We start from the raw sequence: 18,797 nt of genomic DNA on the forward strand, positions 1-18,797 counted from the left end.
GGACATTAATTAGAGAATTATCTGGCTCGTTAAATATTAACAAGCCAGATAGTTCATTTTTCGTCATTATTGACGCAAAGATTTAATCTGCTCTGGGGTGACATCCGCAGGTTGTCCTCCCCATTGAACGCGAAGGAAGTTCACTAAGTCGCTAATTTGTTGGTCATTTAGCTTATTGGCAAACCCTGGCATGCTTTGCATATATTGGTTATTTGGGAATGCTTGCTCAGGCAAACCATCTAGAATTGCATTAATTAGGTTAGTGCTATCCACATCACGCAATGTTGAATTTCCTTTCATTGCCACCGCCACATTCGGTTTACCGCTACCGTCATAGGAGTGGCAACCTGAGCAGGTTTCTAAATAAATTTGGCGGCCTTGTGCATTACCTTCCCCCATTCTTAATGGCGAAGTTGCTGGCGGGTTATCGCCCATTAAATAGGTGGCTATGGCATTATTATCTTCTGGAGTTAAATGTTGAGAACTCAGATAAATTACAGGGTGCATATCACTGTAGGCGGAACCTTGTGGTGTGAGTCCAGTCATGAAAAACTGCTGTAAATCTTCTTTTGTCCATCCTCGTTCTGCAAGCGCTTGCGGGGTAATATCTGGAGCAACAAAACGACCTAAGGCCCCCCCTTTCATAAAGTTATCTAAATCCATTTCTCCCAGCTTTCCTCTTGGCGTATGGCATTCAGCACAGTGCTCTAATACGTTAACTAAATACTTACCACGTAGCCATTCAGGGGAGCTACCTTGTGAGCTATCGGGGAGTGGTTTATCGTTAAAAAACAATAAATTCCAGCCAATCATGGCCATACGTTGGTTTAGTGGGAATGGCAATGAATTTTCAGGTGGCGCGACATCAATAGCTGGCTGGCTCATCAAATAACTGTAAATAGCGTCAGAATCTTCCCGAGTGATCCCTTTATAGGATGTATAAGGCATTGCCGGATAAAGATTTTTACTCGGTGGAGAGATACCTTGGGTCAGTGCTTTATAAAAATCATCTTTTGTCCAGCGGCCGATACCAAAATCGGCTGAGGGCGTTAAGTTACTGCTGTAGATGGTACCAAATGGGGTATCGAGTGGAAAACCACCGGCTAATGGTGCGCCATCAGCACTGGTGTGACATGCAGCGCAGTCACCGGCCAATGTGAGATAACGACCTCGCTCAATTTCTTGGGGAGTCGCGGTGACTTTTTGTACCGGGCCATCTAAGGTACGGCTTTCATACCAGTAGAGCACCGCCCAAACGATGATAGCGATGGCTATCAACCATAAAATAATTCGTTTGATCATTTTACTGCCTCCTTAATAAGACCAGGAGTCGCCAGAACCACATCGCGTACCGCTTCATAATAGCGGACATAGCCCGTACAACGGCAAATATGGTTATTTAGAGCTTGTTTGATAGCCTCTTCTAAGTCTGCTTCTGCAATCGGGTTTCGCTGAAGTTCTTCAATAAATACGGTCGCTGCATTTACAAAACCTGGGGTACAGTAGCCACACTGAAAACTGAAATGTTCAACAAAAGCTTGTTGAACTGGGGATAGTTTTACCTCCCCGTTTTCTTCTTTGGTGGCAGCCCCTTCGATAGTTCGGATGCTTTTATTATTGAAAAAATGTGCGCCAGTAATGCAGGTACGGATCTCTTCGCTGGTACCGGATGGATTATCTAAGATAACAACGCAAGCATGGCAGATACCTTGACCACAGCCTAGTCGAGAACCTGTTAGGTCGACATATTCATGAAGAAAGTCGATCATCATGAGGCCTTCAGGCACGTCCATTGGTCCATACTGTTGGCCATTAATGGTTAAGGTAAGGGGAAGGAAATTTAGGCTCATGATATTACCTCTAAAATGTCTTTTGCGCGTACAGGCAAATGCAAGAAATGATGACCAGTTGCATCTGCAATGGCATTGACGATGGATGAAACCACCGGGATCATAACAACCTCAGCAACGCCTTTCGGCGGGTCAGTGTCCGAAAGTCCGGGTAAGACTTCGTTGGTTTGTTGCCAAACAGCAACGTCACTGGCAAGCGGGAGATGATAACGGTTGAAGTTCCACGTCCCATTACCGGGACCATCTTCGTAGAGAGGTAAATATTCATGGAGGGCATGGCCGATCCCCATTGCTAAACCACCTTGAATTTGCCCTGAAACCAGTTGTGGCACGATAAGGTTACCGCACTCCACTACGCTATGGTGATTCAGCAATTCGACTTGTCCAGTTGCCTTATCAATGGATAGCTCACTCACGGTAGCGACTGCACTGTAGTAAGTGACTCCGGCATTATTTCTTTGCGTATCAGGGTAATAGGCTTTTTCACGGTGGCAAACTTGGTATTCTTTATCGGCAAATCGTAGTGATAGCCCATCAATCGGTAAACGGCGAGTTTCACCCTGAATAGGGAAATCGGCTTCGGCCCATTGCCAGCGGTTAAATACGTGGCACACTGCGCCAGTTACCCCGCCCATTGCAAAAGTGCGTTCAATTAAGCGCTGTAAGCTAAGCACCTCAAGCCCATCAGCCGTTAAGCCTTCAGCAACCCAGCGTGCATCTTCACGGCGAACAACTAGAGGGGCAGCTTGTCCGCCGCCAATCCCTTCTTGCCAAATTGACATGGCAGCGGGCCATAACCCATGCTCAAATATAATGCGTGCGGCTGCGTCTGTACTATGAGTGAAATAATAGGCTGAATTACTGGCGCTTGCCGGTGAGCAGTAATTCGGTGTCCATAATGGGTTTTGCGCGAGGTGGTTTTGTTCATCTTGTGACATGGCAAACGGGTTACCTGTCGACACCATAGGTAAAATTGACCAATCTACAACCGAAAAATGAGCTTGTTCCGCAGGTTTTCCTAACCATTTAGCGCAAACCACCGATTGGGACGTAGACATACCTGTACCAATTTCTGCACCACTATGATAAATGGCTATTTTACCCTCGGGGGTAAGTTCTACGCGAGCAAAGGAGGATTCCGCACCTGTCCCAAAGTCTTTTTGCACACAAGAAATCCCTGTACCGAATAGTTTACCGCTATGTTTCGCTTCAAAGTCGGCTTTACGTTTGGCTCTGTCAGTCCACATTGGGTGAGCAGCACAGCGGGTTAACACTTCATCGGCACGAATTGCACCGCCAGGAATTGCCCCTTGGGTATTTTTCATCCCAGATTTGATGATATTTTTAAGACGGAACTCGATGGGGTCTACTTTTAGGAGTTTTGCGGCTTCTTCCATTAACATATCGGTTGCTGCCATGGCTTGTAAAGTACCATAACCGCGAGCTGAACCCGCATCGACAGCTCTTGATGCAATACCGACCGCAGATAAATCACTACGGGGAATATAATAGATAGCTTGGGCCCCAGTAGCCCCGACCATGACAACGGAAGGCGTAAAATTACAGCGACCACCGCCGTCACCGATAAAAGAAGCTGAAAGGGCTTCAATTTTATGCGTTTTTTTATTAACCGCTAAGGTGTAATCCATATCGAAAGCATGGCGTTTGATGGTAGATTGAAATTGTTCATAACGGTCATTAGCTAGACGAATAGGGACTCCGTCTCCATATAATGTTGCCATCGCACCATAATAGGGGAATGGAGTGTGGTCTTTAGAACCATAACCAACGGTAAAACAAGGGTGTAGAAAAATTTGTTTAATTGGAAAATGCGATTTTGCCAACATCTCTGGTAATGATTCCGCAACTTCCTGAGGGGACTGTGTCGGAATAACAAGATGGAATGACTGTGTTTTGGCGTCGTACCAACCGTTAGCATTATCAGGCTCTAAGGCAGCAGTATCAATGGATTGAGAAAAGTATTTTCGTTTGAGCACTAACCAGTCTTCCGGTGGGTTTTCCAGTTGTTTAGCGAGCTCATCAGCATATAGCATGCCTTGTTGATCTAATTTTCCGCCTTCGCGACCTTCAGGCCAAACGGGTAAGTGCTTTTTCATGCCAATAGGGGAGATTGGCATATCTTTTAGGCTTGAATAAATATCTGGCTCATAAGGATTTTCATTGCCAATTCGCACGCCACGGTAGGTTCCCCATGGGTCTCGTTCTAATGGGCCAGTTACTGCGCCGTATTGGATAACATCGTCACGGAATTTTAAGGTTTCTTTGGCAAAACGGAATTTAGCAAAATCATGATAAATCAATAATGCGACGGCTTGGCCAAGGTAAGCGGGAGTTTTCCCTTCTGGAAGCAATAAATCATCACCATAAAATTCAGGGAAAGCAACGCCATCTTTTTCTAAGTCACTTGCAGTTACGATGCGGTCAGGCATCAGGCCATCTTTTAGCAGATCAAGGTTAAAGCCTTGGTAAATTTTATCGGCTTGAGTCACGCGGAGTAAAAATGCATGACCTTGCTGTTTTGGCCAGTGAGGGATATCACGTGCACGAATGTCTCTGGCGAAGACTTTTTCCCCTTGGACTTTGGCAAAACCATCAATACGAAATTTGATTTGTTTGTCGACCGGGTTCCAGTCAGGAGATTGAAGGATTTTTTCTTCGAATAGCACATCAAAAGCACGGCTATACAAAGGGGCTAAATAAACAGATATTCCCGCTATAACGGCACATTTTAGAAAGTGTCTGCGGGAGAGTTCGACATTGCTTTTGCTCATAATACACCCTTACACTTATTATTATTACATCGGTATTTTTATTTTTATAGTCATATCGAAAAAATTACTTGTATCACATTTATATTATACTTCTCTTAATAAATTTCAAATTAATGATAAGTAGTTCTTGTGATCTTACTGAATATACTTTATTTATGAGATACGCAATCAGTATATCGATTTAGAATAAAAACCATGAATATTTGTATTTTGATATTGGCAGCAGGAAAAAGTGAGCGTTTTCAAAACGCTGGAGGTAAAGGCAGTAAATTAAATTTTGGGCTAGGGAAAAGCACGGTATTTGAAAAAACACTTTTTAATTCAATAGATAGCGGAATTCCTATTCATGTAGTAACTCGGCCTGAGAATGAAGGCGTCATTAATAATTGTTTACAATTTAATATTCCATACTCATTGATAAATAGTACTGGGTTAGGTGATTCAATCGCATTTGGTGTTAAAAATACTTCAAATTTAGATGGGTGGATAATTCATTTAGCAGATATGCCATACATCAATAGTAGATTATTTATACGTATAGCAAATGAATTAAAACAACATACGTTAGTACGGCCAGTATATAATAGTTTACTGGGGCATCCAGTGGGAATATCTGCAAAATATTATTCAGATTTAATTAAATTGTCCGGCGATGAAGGGGCAAAATCAATATTACAGGATAATTTTGTCTATAAACTGGACATAAATGATGAAAATGTTGTGAAAGATATTGATTATCCAAGTGTTGATAACGAATAAGGGATGAATATGTTGCGTGAAGATGTTTTTGTTATCTCTCAAGCCGTTGCTTGGATAAAAGAGCAACCAATTTGGTTATGTACCGTATTAAATACCTATGGTTCTTCGCCGAGAAGCCCGGGTTCTTTGTTGGTTGCAAAACAGGACGGTCAATATATAGGTTCACTTTCTGGTGGATGTATTGAAGAGGATTTTATTCAGCGCATAAAAAATAATAATTATGTGAGTAGCAGCCAAGTTGTTCGCTATGGAAGAGGCGGGATTGAGACTAAAGTTAATTTACCGTGTGATGGTAGTTTAGATGTTTTGATTGAATATCTACCAAATAATGAAAAATCACTTAATTATCTCGTTGAGATCCAAAATGCGTTATTAGGTTATTCTGCCATTATCAAAAAAGTTCTATTGCCGCAGAGTGGTGAAATTCATATAGCTAATAAGTCAGAACAACCAACACAGATAGAACGTGATGGCGATAAAATTCAGTTATACATTGCGGCTCCTCCTCGCCTAATCATTGCAGGTATTTCCACTGTGGGGGCTTATTGCGCTAATTTTGCGTTAACATTGGGTTTTGAGGTCATTATTTGCGATCACCGAGAAGAAGAAATAGCGCGGTTTGCACCACAAATTCCATCTCAAGTTGAGGTTATTTCTTTATTTCCCGCCCGCTATTTAGAAGAACAGGGTTGCTCTCCAAATACTGCCATTGTTTCCTTAACCCATGATCCCCGTATTGATGATTTAACACTGATGGAGTCGGTTAATACAGATGCTTTTTACATTGGTGCAATGGGGTCAGTAAGAACTAGTGCTCGCCGTCGTGAACGGCTTATAGCATCCGGTGGGATGACGGAAGAGGAAATAGAACGCATTCATGCTCCGATTGGTATTCCAATTGGTAGTAAAACACCGCCAGAAATTGCTTTAGCGATAATGGCCGACATTGTTGCTTATAAAAATGGCGTGATCTCATCAGAGATTACATGTAAAACGAAAAAGTTAGTGAGTATAAATTAAATACAATGTAATTTTATTTCTAATAGCTCACGCCATTTTAGATGGCGGAGCTAGCTACAAACAATATAGTTAGTATGTAGAAGTAATAGCTTCTCCCATTTTTACTAAATACTTTGATGCGTCATACCTGTCTGTCATTATTTCAATGTAAGCTGCGCTATCGAGAGTTTCAATATGTTGTAAGGCATCATTGAGTTCATCGCAGGTTGTTACTTTTTGGCAATACCAATCATCGCACCCAAATGCCGAAGGCAGTTGTGCATAATTCCATTGAGTAACATCGTTATAATAATATTCAGGTTCTTTACAAAATAGTCGTTCGATAAGGTAGCCGTCGTTATTTAGAACAAAAATAATAGGCTTAAGCCCAAATCGTGAAAATTGACTAATTTCTTGTATTGTTAATTGGTGAGCACCTTCACCAGTTATTAAAATAAGACGGCTGGAGGGAGATGCTAAAGCTGCTCCTAATGCAGCAGGAGTGGCCCAGCCAATTGATCCCCATAAAGATTGAGAATGAAATGATGCCCCCTTAGGTAAAAGTGCAAATGATAAGCCCATGGTAAATGTTCCTGTATCACCAAATATAATATCGTTAGGCTTGAGCATTTTTTCTAAACGAGGGTATAAGAATGTTTCCGTTATTTCTTGTGTTTTTGAATTTATTGGTGTACCAAGTGATTGTGCTTTAGGGTAATTATTATGATAAAAATAATAATTAGAAGTTGATGTCAATTTATCTTTTAACGATGAGATGACATCCTTCATATAAATCTCATCGTAGCGTTGGCCACTAATCACAACGTAATTATCCATAATGTGTATTATGTTTCCCTCTTCAATATTAGAGGTGTAACAAGCAGTATTAAAATCTGACATTATAGTGCCGATATTTAAAACACAATCACAGTTTTCTACAAATGAAGTCACTTGTGGATTGATGAACTCCCCCGCATACATTCCAATATATTGTGTATTAGTTTCATCTAAAACACTCTTATCCATATAAAAGGTTGTATAGGGAATATTGGTTTTTTCGATAATAGTTTGTAAGCTTTTTTGTAATCCTAAACGTAGAGATATTGACCCTGCTAATAAACAGGGTTGCTGGCTATTTATTAATTTATTTAAGATGAGATGGATAATGTTTTTTAGTATTTCTGGATTGGTTTTTGGTATTAATGGAACCATATTATGAGGTGACTTAACTACAGTTTTTACAGCATAATCAGCAGGTAATCCAAAATAAACTGGGCGACGCTCGTGTAAGGCACAAGTGATTAATCGCTCTGTTTCTTCAATACAATTTTCTGGGGTTATAATGGCATGGGCGCAGACAATATGCTGGCTCATTTTATAGAAAACATCATAATCACCATCACCTAAAGAATGATGGTTAATTAGACGTTTTTTCTTTGATTGGCTTGGTGGCATTCCGACAAGATGAAATATCGGTAACCTTTCTGCATAGGAACCCGCTATTGCGTTGAGTGCGCTTAATTCGCCAACGCCAAATGTGGTTGATAATGCAGCGGTACCTTTTATTCGAGCATAGCCATCAGCGGCATAGGCTGCATTTAGTTCGTTACAATTACCAATCCAACGCTGTCGAGAACTAACACAAACAGCGTCATTAATAGGAAATGAATAATCACCAGGAACACCAAAAATATCTTCAATGCCTAAGTCATATAACTTCGATAAAATATATTCAATCACGGTTTCTTTCATTTAGTCTCTCCAGTTAATAATTATTTTTTCTTCATTTATAATTTTTTATTAGCTATTTATTTTTATTGAAATTGATTTGATAATAGTTAAGGAGGGTGAAAATGAAAGTCTTTATTTTATAATAAGTCTAACGAAATTGATTAAATTCATTATTTAATCAGATATTATAAAATCAAATAGAAGATTAAATTGGTAGAGTAATAAAAAGCAGTCAGCCTCACTGCTTTTTTATATTTAAAATATCACTAAACAGAGATCAACGCTGAGCCGCAATCACCATAATTTCTACCAGTACTTGTTCCCGAGCCATATTGGCTTCAACAGCTGCACGGGCAGGGCTATTTTCTATAGGCATCCAACTTTCCCATACCGCATTAAAGGCAGCAAAATCCCGTTTGATATCTTTAATCCAAACTTGGGCGGATAAAATACGTGTTTTATCACTGTTGCTTGCAGCAAGTAATGAATCAATCTTGGCAAAAACGTCTTTGGTTTGTTGTGTGATATCACCCGTTAGATCATTAGGTACTTGCCCTGATAAGTAAACTAAACCTGAATATTCAACGCTATCAGCTAAGCGTGGTTTTGGGTTGTTACGTTTTATGGACATGATTACCTCGTTAATCCAGTTAAAGAAATTGGCGTTTTTTGTTCTGTAATTAATTGAGTCAATATTTCCGCGCTGCCTGCGGCAAGAGTAAACCCTAAACTGCCATGTCCAACATTAAGCCATAAATTTTTATAGGTTGTTTTTCCTAATATCGGTGGGCCTTTTGGTGTTGAAGGGCGTAACCCACACCAGCTTTCAGCATCGTCAATTTTAGGTAGTTCAGGAAAGGTATGTTTAATAATCTTCTTAAGAGCTTGTATTCTATTTTCACGTAAACCATGCTTGTCATAACCAATATCAACCATCGCAGCAATGCGTAATTGATCATTAAGTTTGGCATAGACAATTTTATTGCCGTAATCAGTCACGTTAATTTTCGGAACAATATGTTCTACCTGCGGGTATTCTACGCTTAAGCTATAGCCTTTTAACCCTAAAATTGGGACATTAATATTTAGTAGTTTTAACAATTCGCGGCTACCATTGCCGGCACAAACAATAAAATCATCAGCTTGAATAGTTCCCTGGTGAGTGGCTACTCCTGTAATGCAGTCATCTTGTTTAATGAAAGATTGAACATTATGTTGTAAGCAAAGATTAAATTGAGATTGCGTGAGTAAATATTGCAGTAGGTTCTTACAGAATAAATAGCAATCTGCACTCTCATCATCAGGGGCATATATTGCACCTACCAGCTGAGACTGTATGTCTTTTAAAGAAGGTTCTAGCCCAACAATTTCAGAGGGTGTTAATATTTTTTGAAATTGTTTATCAACTGTTTCGCTGGCTTTTTGAAAACTTTTATTATCTCGGTGGATAATTAATTTCCCTGATTTCTCCCAAGCAAAATCAGAAATATCACCATTGTTACGCCATTTATTCATTATTTCTTGGCTAAAAAGTGATAAACGTAAAAGATGAGCACCATTAATTTTATTGGTTTTACGGTTACAAGCTAATGTAAATTGTGCAAGCCAAGACCATTGTTGTATTGAAGGCGTTATTTTTAGATTTAAAGGAGAATTATTTTTCCCCATCCAACGTAGGCCTTGCAAAGGAACACCGGCGTCTGCAAGAGGAGATACATAGCGATAGCTGAGTTGCCCACCGTTAGCAAAACTGGTCTGCATGCCAACATCGGTATCTGATTCAACTAATGTTACGGTTTGGCCTGCTTTAATTAATGCATAGGCGGTGCTTAAACCAATTACACCAGCTCCAATAACCACCACATGTTTAGTCATAATAATCCGTAACCCATAATAACCAAGATGTTATTATTTAACGGTGAATAAGCTAACTAAACAATTGAGTTTTCATTACTAGAGTATAACTTTTGGTTAACTACTTTATTTCTTTTTTCAAGTGTGGATGCCAAAGTATTAACATAATTTTGTGCAGCTTTGGTTAATGGTTTGTCTGCGCGATGAAAAACAGATACGGCAAGATGTAAACCTTCTTTTAGTGGGTAAATCATTGACTCAGGTAGCGTATGTTCGGCTGAAAAAATATCCGTAATACTACAGCCTAAACCCGCTTGAACAAATTCTGCTGCCATATGGTAGGTATGAACACTAATATTTGATTCTGCAAACTCATGGCGCTTTTGTAATAGCTGAGATAAGGAGTCAGACCCAGGATGGATCCAACGCTCTTGGTCTATATCGGTGAGTGATACAGGGGAGTGCAATGGTAATTTACTATCCACATAGACTAATGGGATATCAGCAATGGGAAGAACAGTAATGCCCCCTTCAATTTCAAGATTAAAGCCAATACCAATGTCGAGATTTTGTTGGGTTAATAACTGCAGAATATCCGTTGTATGATGTGTACCGATCGTGAGTTTGATATTGGGGTGTTTTTTAATAAATTGCGCGGTCACTTCAGGTACTAAGTTTAGCCCTAAGCTAGGTAGACAACCAATGGCTAGTTTACCTTGCGGATCACGTGATAAATTTTGCGCTAAAATTCTTAGTTTATCTAGATTTTGATAAACTTCTTTGGCTTCTTCAAATAGCAGGTTTGCCTCAGCCGTGGGAATTAACTTTCCTCTTATTCGCTGGAACAAGAGTAAGCCAAGTTGTTGTTCTGCATGTTTTAAGGACTTACTTGCCGCGGGTTGTGAGATATGTAAAACCTCCGCTGCACGAGTTAAAGAGCCACATGTCATGACTGCATAAAAAATATCGAGATGCCTTAATTTCATTTTCAGAAACCTACTATTTGCTTTGACTCACCGAAACCGACTATTTGTATTAATTCGCATATTCTACCGAATTAATACAAATTAATCTGAACAACTATTTATTTGGTACTGAAAATGATGAAAGGTAATTAGGCGGTTTAAATTCAATGGTGATAAAAAAGAGAAGGCCAGATGATATACATAGGTTATAGCCTGGCCTTTATGATTGCGTACTAGGTAAAATACGTGCCGATTTCGATAAAGATTTTAATTAAGATACTATTTGAAATATCGACAATAAATGCCCCTACCATTGGCACCACTAAAAATGCTTTATGAGAAGGACTGAATGCTTTAGTGACGGTCTGCATGTTAGCGATAGCGGTTGGTGTCGCACCCATTCCAAACCCGCAGTGCCCAGCACTAATAACAACTGCGTCATAGTCTTTACCCATCATTTTAAAGGTAACAAATGTTGCAAATAGAACCATAACTACCGTTTGGACAGCAATAATTATCAGAACAGGGCCTGCCATACTGGCGAGTTGACCGAATTTTAAGGACATTAGCGCCATTGCTAAGAATAATGACAAGGCAACGCTACCTAAAACATCAACAGTTGGTTCAAAAACTTCATGCTTAAATACATGGGTTAAGACGTTACGAATAATAATACCGACAAATAAGCACCAAACAAAGGTTGGTAATTGCATGACAGTATCTTTAAAAAACTCACTAATATAGCCACCGACAACAATACAGATAATCAGCATTGAGATGGTTTCAATAACATTATTAGCATTAATTTTTCGTTTAACACTCGGTTGTTCGAAGGCTTCAACGATCGTTTCTTTTTCGAGTTCAGTGCTTTTAGGGATTGAAACTTTTTTCAATAAATGACGAGCAACAGGGCCGCCAATTAACCCACCTAATACTAAACCTAGGGTTGCACATGCCATAGCTAATTCAACAGCACCAGTCACGCCATACTTATCAGCCAGTATTGGTCCCCAAGCTCCTGCGTTGCCGTGGCCACCCGTAAGTGTGATTGAGCCTGCAATTAAGCCAATAAATGGACTTTCATTAAGCATGACAGCCATTCCCATACCAACGGTATTTTGAATAGCAATTAAGATAGTCACTGCGATAGTTAATAAAATAAGTGGCTTACCACCTTTTATTAAACGCGAAAAATCTGAGCTCAATCCAATTGATGAAAAGAACGTAATCATTAAAATGCTTTGTAGTGAAGCATCAAAAGTAAATGAGTATCCAGCTGTTTTATCGACAGTTAATAGAATGATAGCAACAATAAAACCGCCAACAACGGCTTCAGGAATATGGTTTTTTTGTAGAAAAGGAGTGTATTTTACAACAAACATACCAATCAATAGCGCCAAACAAGCGACTAATAAAGTGTAGCTGGCATCTAGGATCATTATTTTACCTCAAGTTAGTTTACCAGAACTTTCACCGTTGTTATTTAACATTAGCGATAAATTAAATTACTTTGCATAACTTTTGTTTAACAATGAGTTTTGTTTGGGTATCTATAACTTTTAGTTAACTGCGACATTCTTATTTTTTCATTTGTCGAGTCATCCAATCCCGTAGTAAATTATTTATTTTCAATTTAACTATTTGTTAATTATGATTTTTCTGTTTGATATGTATTTTGGTATCATTTATGTGGTGATTAATATTTGCACTGGTTTTATCTCGTGGTTATAAAGCCGTATTCAATATGAATGATGAGAAGTGTGATGTACCGCATGTAAGATGTTTAGCAAATGTAGGAGAAGAGGGGGGAATGCTACATGATGTAGAATGCGCTTAATAATTCAAATGAAAATTGATGTCTTGGACATATCGTTTTGGCTCAGTATGCTAAACGATTGATTGCTTTTAACCTCAGTAGAATGAATGCGAATATTATTCATTAAAATAATAGTGTAATTCTATTTAAATATTATAGCTTAGTTTTTTAACCATTTTATTTATGCCATAAAAATAAGCCAGTGATTTAGTTATTGATTTTATTAAAGTTATTATTTTAATTACTATTTATAATAGTATTAGTATCATTAAATATGATAGGAGCGATATGATGGTGACTCCCCCCCAAGCAGAACAAGCATTGGTTATTCTGCGAAAACATTTTTCTGATTCATTAATTGCAGTTTATCTACACGGTTCCTCTGTTTCTAGTGGGTTACGGCCAATGAGTGATATTGATTTACTTGTGGTGATTGATATCCCCGTGACTGATATTTGCCGTGAACAACTTGTACGAGATTTAATGGATATTTCTGGCTTATATCCGATTGATCCAAAAGGCCGGCGACCACTGGAAATTGTTGTATTCTTAACAAGTGAATTAAACATGCTTTCTTATCCTGCAAAATGTGAATTAATTTATGGAGAGTGGTTACGTACAGAGTACGAGCAAGGGGTATTTGAAGGACAAACTCAAGACCCTGAATTCACACTAATGTTAGCCCAAGCGTCACAAGAAGCAGTAAGTTTATGGCACAAGGAAATATACGGCTTACCTATTGTTGGCCTGCACGATATTCGCCGAGCTATGTTAGATTCACTCCCTAATTTAGAGTTATCTCTAAAAGGTGATGAGCGTAATGTTTTACTGACATTAGCACGCATGTGGTACACCATGGAAACGGGACTATTTATATCAAAGGATGAGGCTGCCATTTGGGCAATAGAACTCATGCCAGTGGAATTGGCCTCGGTGCTACTGGTAGCGAAAAAGGCCTATTTAACTGGTGTTTCTGTTGATTGGGAAAATCAACAGGTGGAAGTCACCTTGTGTGCGAACTATTTAGCTGAGCGTATTCGTGTTTATTCTTAGATGCACATAAGCCAGTGTGTCTTTTGATGCTTTTTTAATACAAATTAAATAACGTTTGCCTGATATTTAATGAATTGAAAAGTGAAAGTCTTATACTGTCTTACTGTTTTATTAACGATGGAACAAAAATGACTAAAAAATCGATAAATCCAGCGTCTGTCTTTAATTCTTTGCAGTATGGCTTTAGCCAAGCCGTAGAAACAACGGGAACCCGACAATTATTTTTATCGGGTCAGGTTGGTGTGAATGCTGCGGAAGAAACTGTTGCTGGGGGAATTTACGAACAAACCGTGCAATCATTAATTAATATTGAACATGTATTGCATGAGGCCGGTGGCGATTTATCTCATGTGGCTATGCTACGTATTTATATCAAAGAGGGCTTTAACAGCCATAAGGAACAAGCTGATATTGCGCGAGCATTAAAAGAAAAATTTCCAAATATGTCACCTGCATCTTCTTGGGTTATTGTTTCAGGGCTTTCCTTGCCAGAATGGCTAATAGAAATAGAAGCTCATGCAGTTTTGAACTAAATTTATTAGAATAGAAAAGCCGACAGTGGAAGTGTCGGCTTTTCTGGCACTCGTGGTATTAGTGTTTTACTAATGTTGAGAAATAATAAATAAGAGGTACTGCAAGGATCCACAAGCTTATTGGAATTTCTCTCCATTTGCCTGCAACCGCTTTGATTAAAATATAAAATAACAGCCCACCTGCAATACCAGTACCAAAACTATTAGCGATTAACGTAATCATCACCATCATTAATACTGGTAAGCCATCAGTAAAATTGCCTAAGTCCACTTTTCGTAAGCCACTAAACATATTTAGTCCAATTAAAATTAGAGCTGGAGCTGTGGCTTGGGCTGGGATCATTAATGCGATAGGCGTAAATAACAGCATTAATAAAAACATAAAGGCAGCAGCAAGGGCGGTCATACCTGTTTTACCCCCAGCTTCTGCGGCAGCGGAGGACTCAATGAGTGCGGTTGCCGCTGGAATACCTACCCACGGGCCTAATGCAGCAGCAATTGAGTCAACGATAAAGGGGCGGTTAATATTTGGCATATTACCTTCTTTATCTAATAAGCCAGCCTCTCCGCCAACGGCTAAAGTTGTTCCCATGGTTGAGAAAAACTCAGCAGCAAAAAAGACAAATAAGAAAGGTAGGAAAGCGATATTTAATGCGCCAATTAAGTCTACATGTCCTAGTACAGGTGCCACAGAATGTGGAATACCAATAAAGCTTTCAGGCAATTTTGTGACGCCAAAAGGAATGCCTAAGAGAGTTGCCAATAAAATTGCCCATAAAATTCCGCCTGGTATTTTGCGAGCTTGTAGTGCAATCGCAACGAAAAAGCCTGCGAGTGCAACTAATGCGCCAGGAGAAAGGAAATCCCCAAGCATTAGTGCATTTGTTTTTGGGTTAGCAAGTACTAATCCTGCATTTCGAAAACCTAAAACGGCCACGAACAGACCAATTGATGCAGTTAATCCGAGTTTAATTGATTGAGGAACAGAGCGTGTAACAACCTCACGCAAGCCAAATTTAGTTAATAGGAAAAATAAAATTCCAGACCAACAAGCAATGCCGAGCCCTATTTGCCAGTCAATGCCTTCACTACCTGCGAGAGTAATACCGACAAGAACAGAGCCTCCGATACCGGGGCCAACAATAAATGGTAAATTCGCATAGAATGCCATTAATAAACTGGCAATGACGAAGACAATAATTGTTCCAGTGGTTGCTGCACCTTTATCCATTCCTCCTGCGGCAAGTAAGCCGGGGATCACGACTAGCAGGTAAGCTGCAGCTAAAAAACCAGTAACTCCGGCTAAACATTCTGTTTTCACTGAACTCCCACGTTCACGTAAAGCAAAGCGTTTTTCCAGCCAACTCCCTGATGTTGGCGTATTTATTGAACTGTCAGCCATTAATAGGCTCTCCTATCATTATTTTTGATATTTTTAATTTTCTAAGCGTGCTTAACCGTATGGATAACAGCGTCAACGATTTGGCGTGTTGTTCCGTCAGTTAATCCTAAATCGGTTAAATGTGGCCCTGCATTGCAGGCAAGACAAGTTCCCTCAATGGCTTTAAATACGCGATAAGGTGGTTCCCAATCTGCAATTTCACTGCTTAATTCACGTAATTGACGAAACTGAGCGGCTAATTCAGGCGCGGGTAAATCAGATAACATCCCCGCTATTGGCATCGCAATATGGGCTAAAATTTGGCCATTTTGCACTAACGCCATACCTCCACCACTCTCGATTAATAAATTAGCAGCGATAGCCATATCATCGGGGTCACGTCCAAGAACAACGAGGTTATGTGAATCGTGTGAATAGCTTGTCGCAATGGCTCCGCGTAGTTCGCCCCATCCCTCAAGTAAGGCTATTTGTGGTAAAGCATCGTGACGGCCGTGACGGTGTTGAACTCGAATAAGACTGAAATTATTTGGAAGCTGTACCACGCTATTGTTGATTTGTACGTCAACTTCTCCCCATTGGGTAAAGCGTGCCCCACGAATATGACGTAAACGCGCACTACCATTATTGATTCCAGCAATTTTTAGTGTGCAATCATTTGGGGTAATTGGTGAAAGTCGCATAGTATCGCGTGGAGGTAAAATATCATTAGGTACATTTAATGCATTGATAAGCTGATTATTTTCAGCTATTTTTCGCCCAGATACATACACAGCTTTCGCTTTCAAAGTTTCCAATGAATCGAAAATGACTAAATTTGCCTTTCTACCCGCAGCAATCAGGCCAAGATCATGGCGTTGCAAGCGCATTGCAGCATTAAATGTAGCAAAGCGTAGTACGTCCGTTGCCGGCATTCCATGCTCAATTAAAAGGTTAAGTAGCGCAATAATGCCACCTTTTTCAATTAACATATCGGGCGGAACATCATCCGTACATACTGTAATTTGCGATGATAAATGTGGTAAGGATTTTAATGCGGCAACAATATCGGGAAGAAGGTAAGGATGAGAGCCACGAATTTGTAATGTAAGGCCCGCACGCAGTTTTTCAAGGGCATCTTCAGCCGAGGTTAATTCGTGATCAGATGTGACTCCGGCAGCCAGATAAGCTTGGAGATCAGCCCCATTTAAGCCTCTTGCATGGCCTTCTATAAGTTTACCTGATGTAATTCCTGCATTTAGAATTTCTTCCATTCTATCACTGCCATGGAGCACGCCAAACATATCCATAACTTCAGCCACACCGCGGACTTCCGGCCAACTCAGCATGGTTGACATCTCATCCCCAGCAAAGTCTGCACCAGACATTTCTAGGCCAGGTGTTGATGGTACTGATGAAGGGGCTGCAACCATAATATCTAGCGGCAAATTTCGGCTAGAATCAATGGCATAACGTACACCTTCTAGGCCTAGTACATTGGCGAGTTCATGGGGGTCCCAAAATACAGCTGTTGTTCCTTGAGCTAGAACTATCTCAGCATAGCGAACAGGAGGCAAGTGTGAGCTTTCTAAATGGACGTGAGTGTCTATTAAGCCGGGTGAAATGAAATAGCCTGATAAATCATGGATTTCATTTGCATCAGTACGGGTTCCAGTAGGGTGAACGCTAGCAATTAGGTTGCCGGTGATCCCGATATCTGCAAGGCGAACTTCACCTGTGACCATATCGACAATATTGGCATTAGCGAGTAAAAGGTCAAAAGGCTTTTCACCTTTAGCGGATTGAATGACATGACGCCTGTTTTGTTCTGTTATGCTCATAAATACCATTCCTTCAATTTAATGACTGTTACTTTATGAGCAACGCAAACGTTTGCCAAGATGATAAAATTTATCATGCGATAAGAAATGGTTATAATGAACAGATATATTGGCTAACCCAATAAAAATAAAAGTACATTATTATGATAGAACCTTGGCAGAGACTGCCAGCACTTACGCTCAAACAACTACAGTATTTTGTGACATTAGCAAAACTGCGTCATTTTACCGAGACAGCAAATCGTCTAGCGGTGAGCCAACCTGCTTTGAGTAGTGCTTTGCGGCAAATAGAAACGGTTATTGGAGGAAAGCTAATTAATCGCACCGCTTCATCCGTAACATTAACGGAGCTAGGCGCTGCAATTTTGCCACATGCACAGCAAATACTGAGTGTTTCTCACCGTGCATTTAGTGAAATTCAAAAAATAATCGTGGAAGGTGGGGATGGAACATTGCGTATTGGGCTAGTTCCTTCCGTAAGTTCTTTGTTATTTCCTGCTGTACCTGAATTATTAACTCAATATTTTCCGAGGCTTAATATTGAGTTTTATGACCAAACGAATGACGCTTTGATTGATAAACTTATCAATCATGAAATTGATTTTGGCATTGGTGTGTTAGATAGCTCAGTGCCTCAAAATTTAAATATCTTTCCCTTGCAGGATGACCCTTTTGTTGCTGTTATTCATCATGATGATACCGTGTCTACCAATGAATTTCACTTGCCGTGGAAATTGCTAAATAATCGTGATATTGCCGTATTTTCGAAAGGTAATATTCAACGTTTAGTTGCTGCTACGGTGGAAAGTCACCGACTAAAATTAAATATTCGTTATCAAGTAGATTATATTGAAACCTTATATGGCTTAGTTCGTTCAAAATTAGCGATTGCTATTTTACCACTGCTTTATACTGTACATTTACGAGACCCGGAATTGAAAGTTTTGCAATTACAACAACCGGAGTTAACGCGCACAGTCGCTTTAATTCGTAATAGCGAGCAAGCGACGCCACTAATGGACGAGGTTTTTCAGGTATTGTTAAAAGTATTGCGTGATAACAACGTATGAGATTTATCAACTAAGGCAGATTACTACCGCATTTATCGTAAAGTTATTTTATTTGAATAACTGAATAATGGTTTCAATATCGATAATAATATCTTAAAGAGCGTTACAGATAGCGCTCACTTTTTAGTTAATAAATTGATTTTAAAAAGCTTTGGA

15 protein-coding genes are annotated in these 18,797 nt (G+C 39.7%); 5 read left to right on the plus strand and 10 right to left on the minus strand.

The features are described 5' to 3' along the window. Positions 1-66: 66 nt before the first annotated feature. From P3L44_RS04855 to P3L44_RS04865, 3 genes are read right to left on the minus strand one after another with little or no spacing between them, the layout of a single operon-like run. Positions 67-1,302: a c-type cytochrome gene (locus P3L44_RS04855; RefSeq protein WP_272662023.1), complete on the minus strand. Its 1,236-nt coding sequence runs from the start codon at positions 1,300-1,302 to the stop codon at positions 67-69. Further along, complete coding sequence (locus tag P3L44_RS04860; RefSeq protein ID WP_213914304.1) at positions 1,299-1,850, minus strand: (2Fe-2S)-binding protein; 552 nt, start codon at positions 1,848-1,850, stop codon at positions 1,299-1,301. The genes P3L44_RS04855 and P3L44_RS04860 overlap by 4 nt, the downstream gene beginning before the upstream one ends. Next, positions 1,847-4,642, minus strand: a complete 2,796-nt coding sequence (locus P3L44_RS04865; RefSeq protein WP_272662024.1) for a xanthine dehydrogenase family protein molybdopterin-binding subunit — start codon at positions 4,640-4,642, stop codon at positions 1,847-1,849. Before P3L44_RS04865 ends, P3L44_RS04860 begins: the two co-directional genes overlap by 4 nt. Before the next feature lie 195 nt (positions 4,643-4,837). Here P3L44_RS04865 and P3L44_RS04870 point away from each other — a divergent pair, with 195 nt between their 5' ends. Next, positions 4,838-5,401 (plus strand): NTP transferase domain-containing protein, encoded by a 564-nt coding sequence (locus tag P3L44_RS04870; RefSeq protein WP_140171312.1) that lies wholly within the window; start codon positions 4,838-4,840, stop codon positions 5,399-5,401. Between the two features lie 9 nt (positions 5,402-5,410). Next, positions 5,411-6,421 (plus strand): XdhC family protein, encoded by a 1,011-nt coding sequence (locus P3L44_RS04875; protein WP_109912020.1) that lies wholly within the window; start codon positions 5,411-5,413, stop codon positions 6,419-6,421. 69 nt (positions 6,422-6,490) lie between these two features. Here P3L44_RS04875 and P3L44_RS04880 read toward each other — a convergent pair whose 3' ends face one another. From P3L44_RS04880 to gltS, 5 genes are all read right to left on the minus strand, one after another. Further along, entirely contained in the window at positions 6,491-8,152 is a 1,662-nt protein-coding gene (locus P3L44_RS04880) for an alpha-keto acid decarboxylase family protein (protein ID WP_272662025.1), read from the minus strand. Between the two features lie 256 nt (positions 8,153-8,408). After that, a complete protein-coding gene (locus P3L44_RS04885) occupies positions 8,409-8,762 on the minus strand; it encodes a RidA family protein (protein ID WP_140171307.1) in 354 nt (117 codons plus the stop codon). 2 nt (positions 8,763-8,764) lie between these two features. Next, a complete protein-coding gene (locus P3L44_RS04890; RefSeq protein ID WP_140171305.1) occupies positions 8,765-10,006 on the minus strand; it encodes a D-amino acid dehydrogenase in 1,242 nt (413 codons plus the stop codon). Between the two features lie 56 nt (positions 10,007-10,062). Continuing rightward, entirely contained in the window at positions 10,063-10,971 is a 909-nt protein-coding gene (locus P3L44_RS04895; protein ID WP_140171303.1) for a LysR family transcriptional regulator, read from the minus strand. 212 nt (positions 10,972-11,183) lie between these two features. After that, complete coding sequence (gltS, locus tag P3L44_RS04900; protein ID WP_272662026.1) at positions 11,184-12,389, minus strand: sodium/glutamate symporter; 1,206 nt, start codon at positions 12,387-12,389, stop codon at positions 11,184-11,186. 668 nt (positions 12,390-13,057) lie between these two features. Between gltS and P3L44_RS04905 the strand changes: the two genes are divergently transcribed. Beyond that, positions 13,058-13,819, plus strand: coding sequence for an aminoglycoside adenylyltransferase domain-containing protein (locus tag P3L44_RS04905; RefSeq protein WP_283658067.1), 762 nt, complete (start codon positions 13,058-13,060; stop codon positions 13,817-13,819). Positions 13,820-13,947: 128 nt separating this feature from the next. Further along, a complete protein-coding gene (locus tag P3L44_RS04910) occupies positions 13,948-14,352 on the plus strand; it encodes a RidA family protein (protein ID WP_136133959.1) in 405 nt (134 codons plus the stop codon). 58 nt (positions 14,353-14,410) lie between these two features. Here the strand turns inward: P3L44_RS04910 and P3L44_RS04915 are convergent, their stop codons facing one another. Together P3L44_RS04915 and P3L44_RS04920 are read right to left on the minus strand one after the other, a co-directional pair. Next, positions 14,411-15,754: an NCS2 family permease gene (locus P3L44_RS04915; RefSeq protein ID WP_140171299.1), complete on the minus strand. Its 1,344-nt coding sequence runs from the start codon at positions 15,752-15,754 to the stop codon at positions 14,411-14,413. Positions 15,755-15,795: 41 nt separating this feature from the next. After that, the gene (locus P3L44_RS04920; protein ID WP_272662027.1) at positions 15,796-17,571 is read right to left on the minus strand and encodes an adenine deaminase; all 1,776 of its coding nucleotides are present in this window, start codon (positions 17,569-17,571) and stop codon (positions 15,796-15,798) included. A 143-nt stretch (positions 17,572-17,714) separates the two neighbouring features. Between P3L44_RS04920 and P3L44_RS04925 the strand changes: the two genes are divergently transcribed. Beyond that, positions 17,715-18,641 carry a LysR family transcriptional regulator gene (locus tag P3L44_RS04925; RefSeq protein WP_153673130.1) on the plus strand — a complete coding sequence of 309 codons (927 nt, stop codon included), beginning with the start codon at positions 17,715-17,717 and terminating at the stop codon, positions 18,639-18,641. The last annotated feature ends 156 nt before the right edge of the window (positions 18,642-18,797 follow it).

This window comes from Providencia sp. PROV175 (genome assembly GCF_032707045.1).
Classification (GTDB): Bacteria; Pseudomonadota; Gammaproteobacteria; order Enterobacterales; family Enterobacteriaceae; genus Providencia; species Providencia hangzhouensis.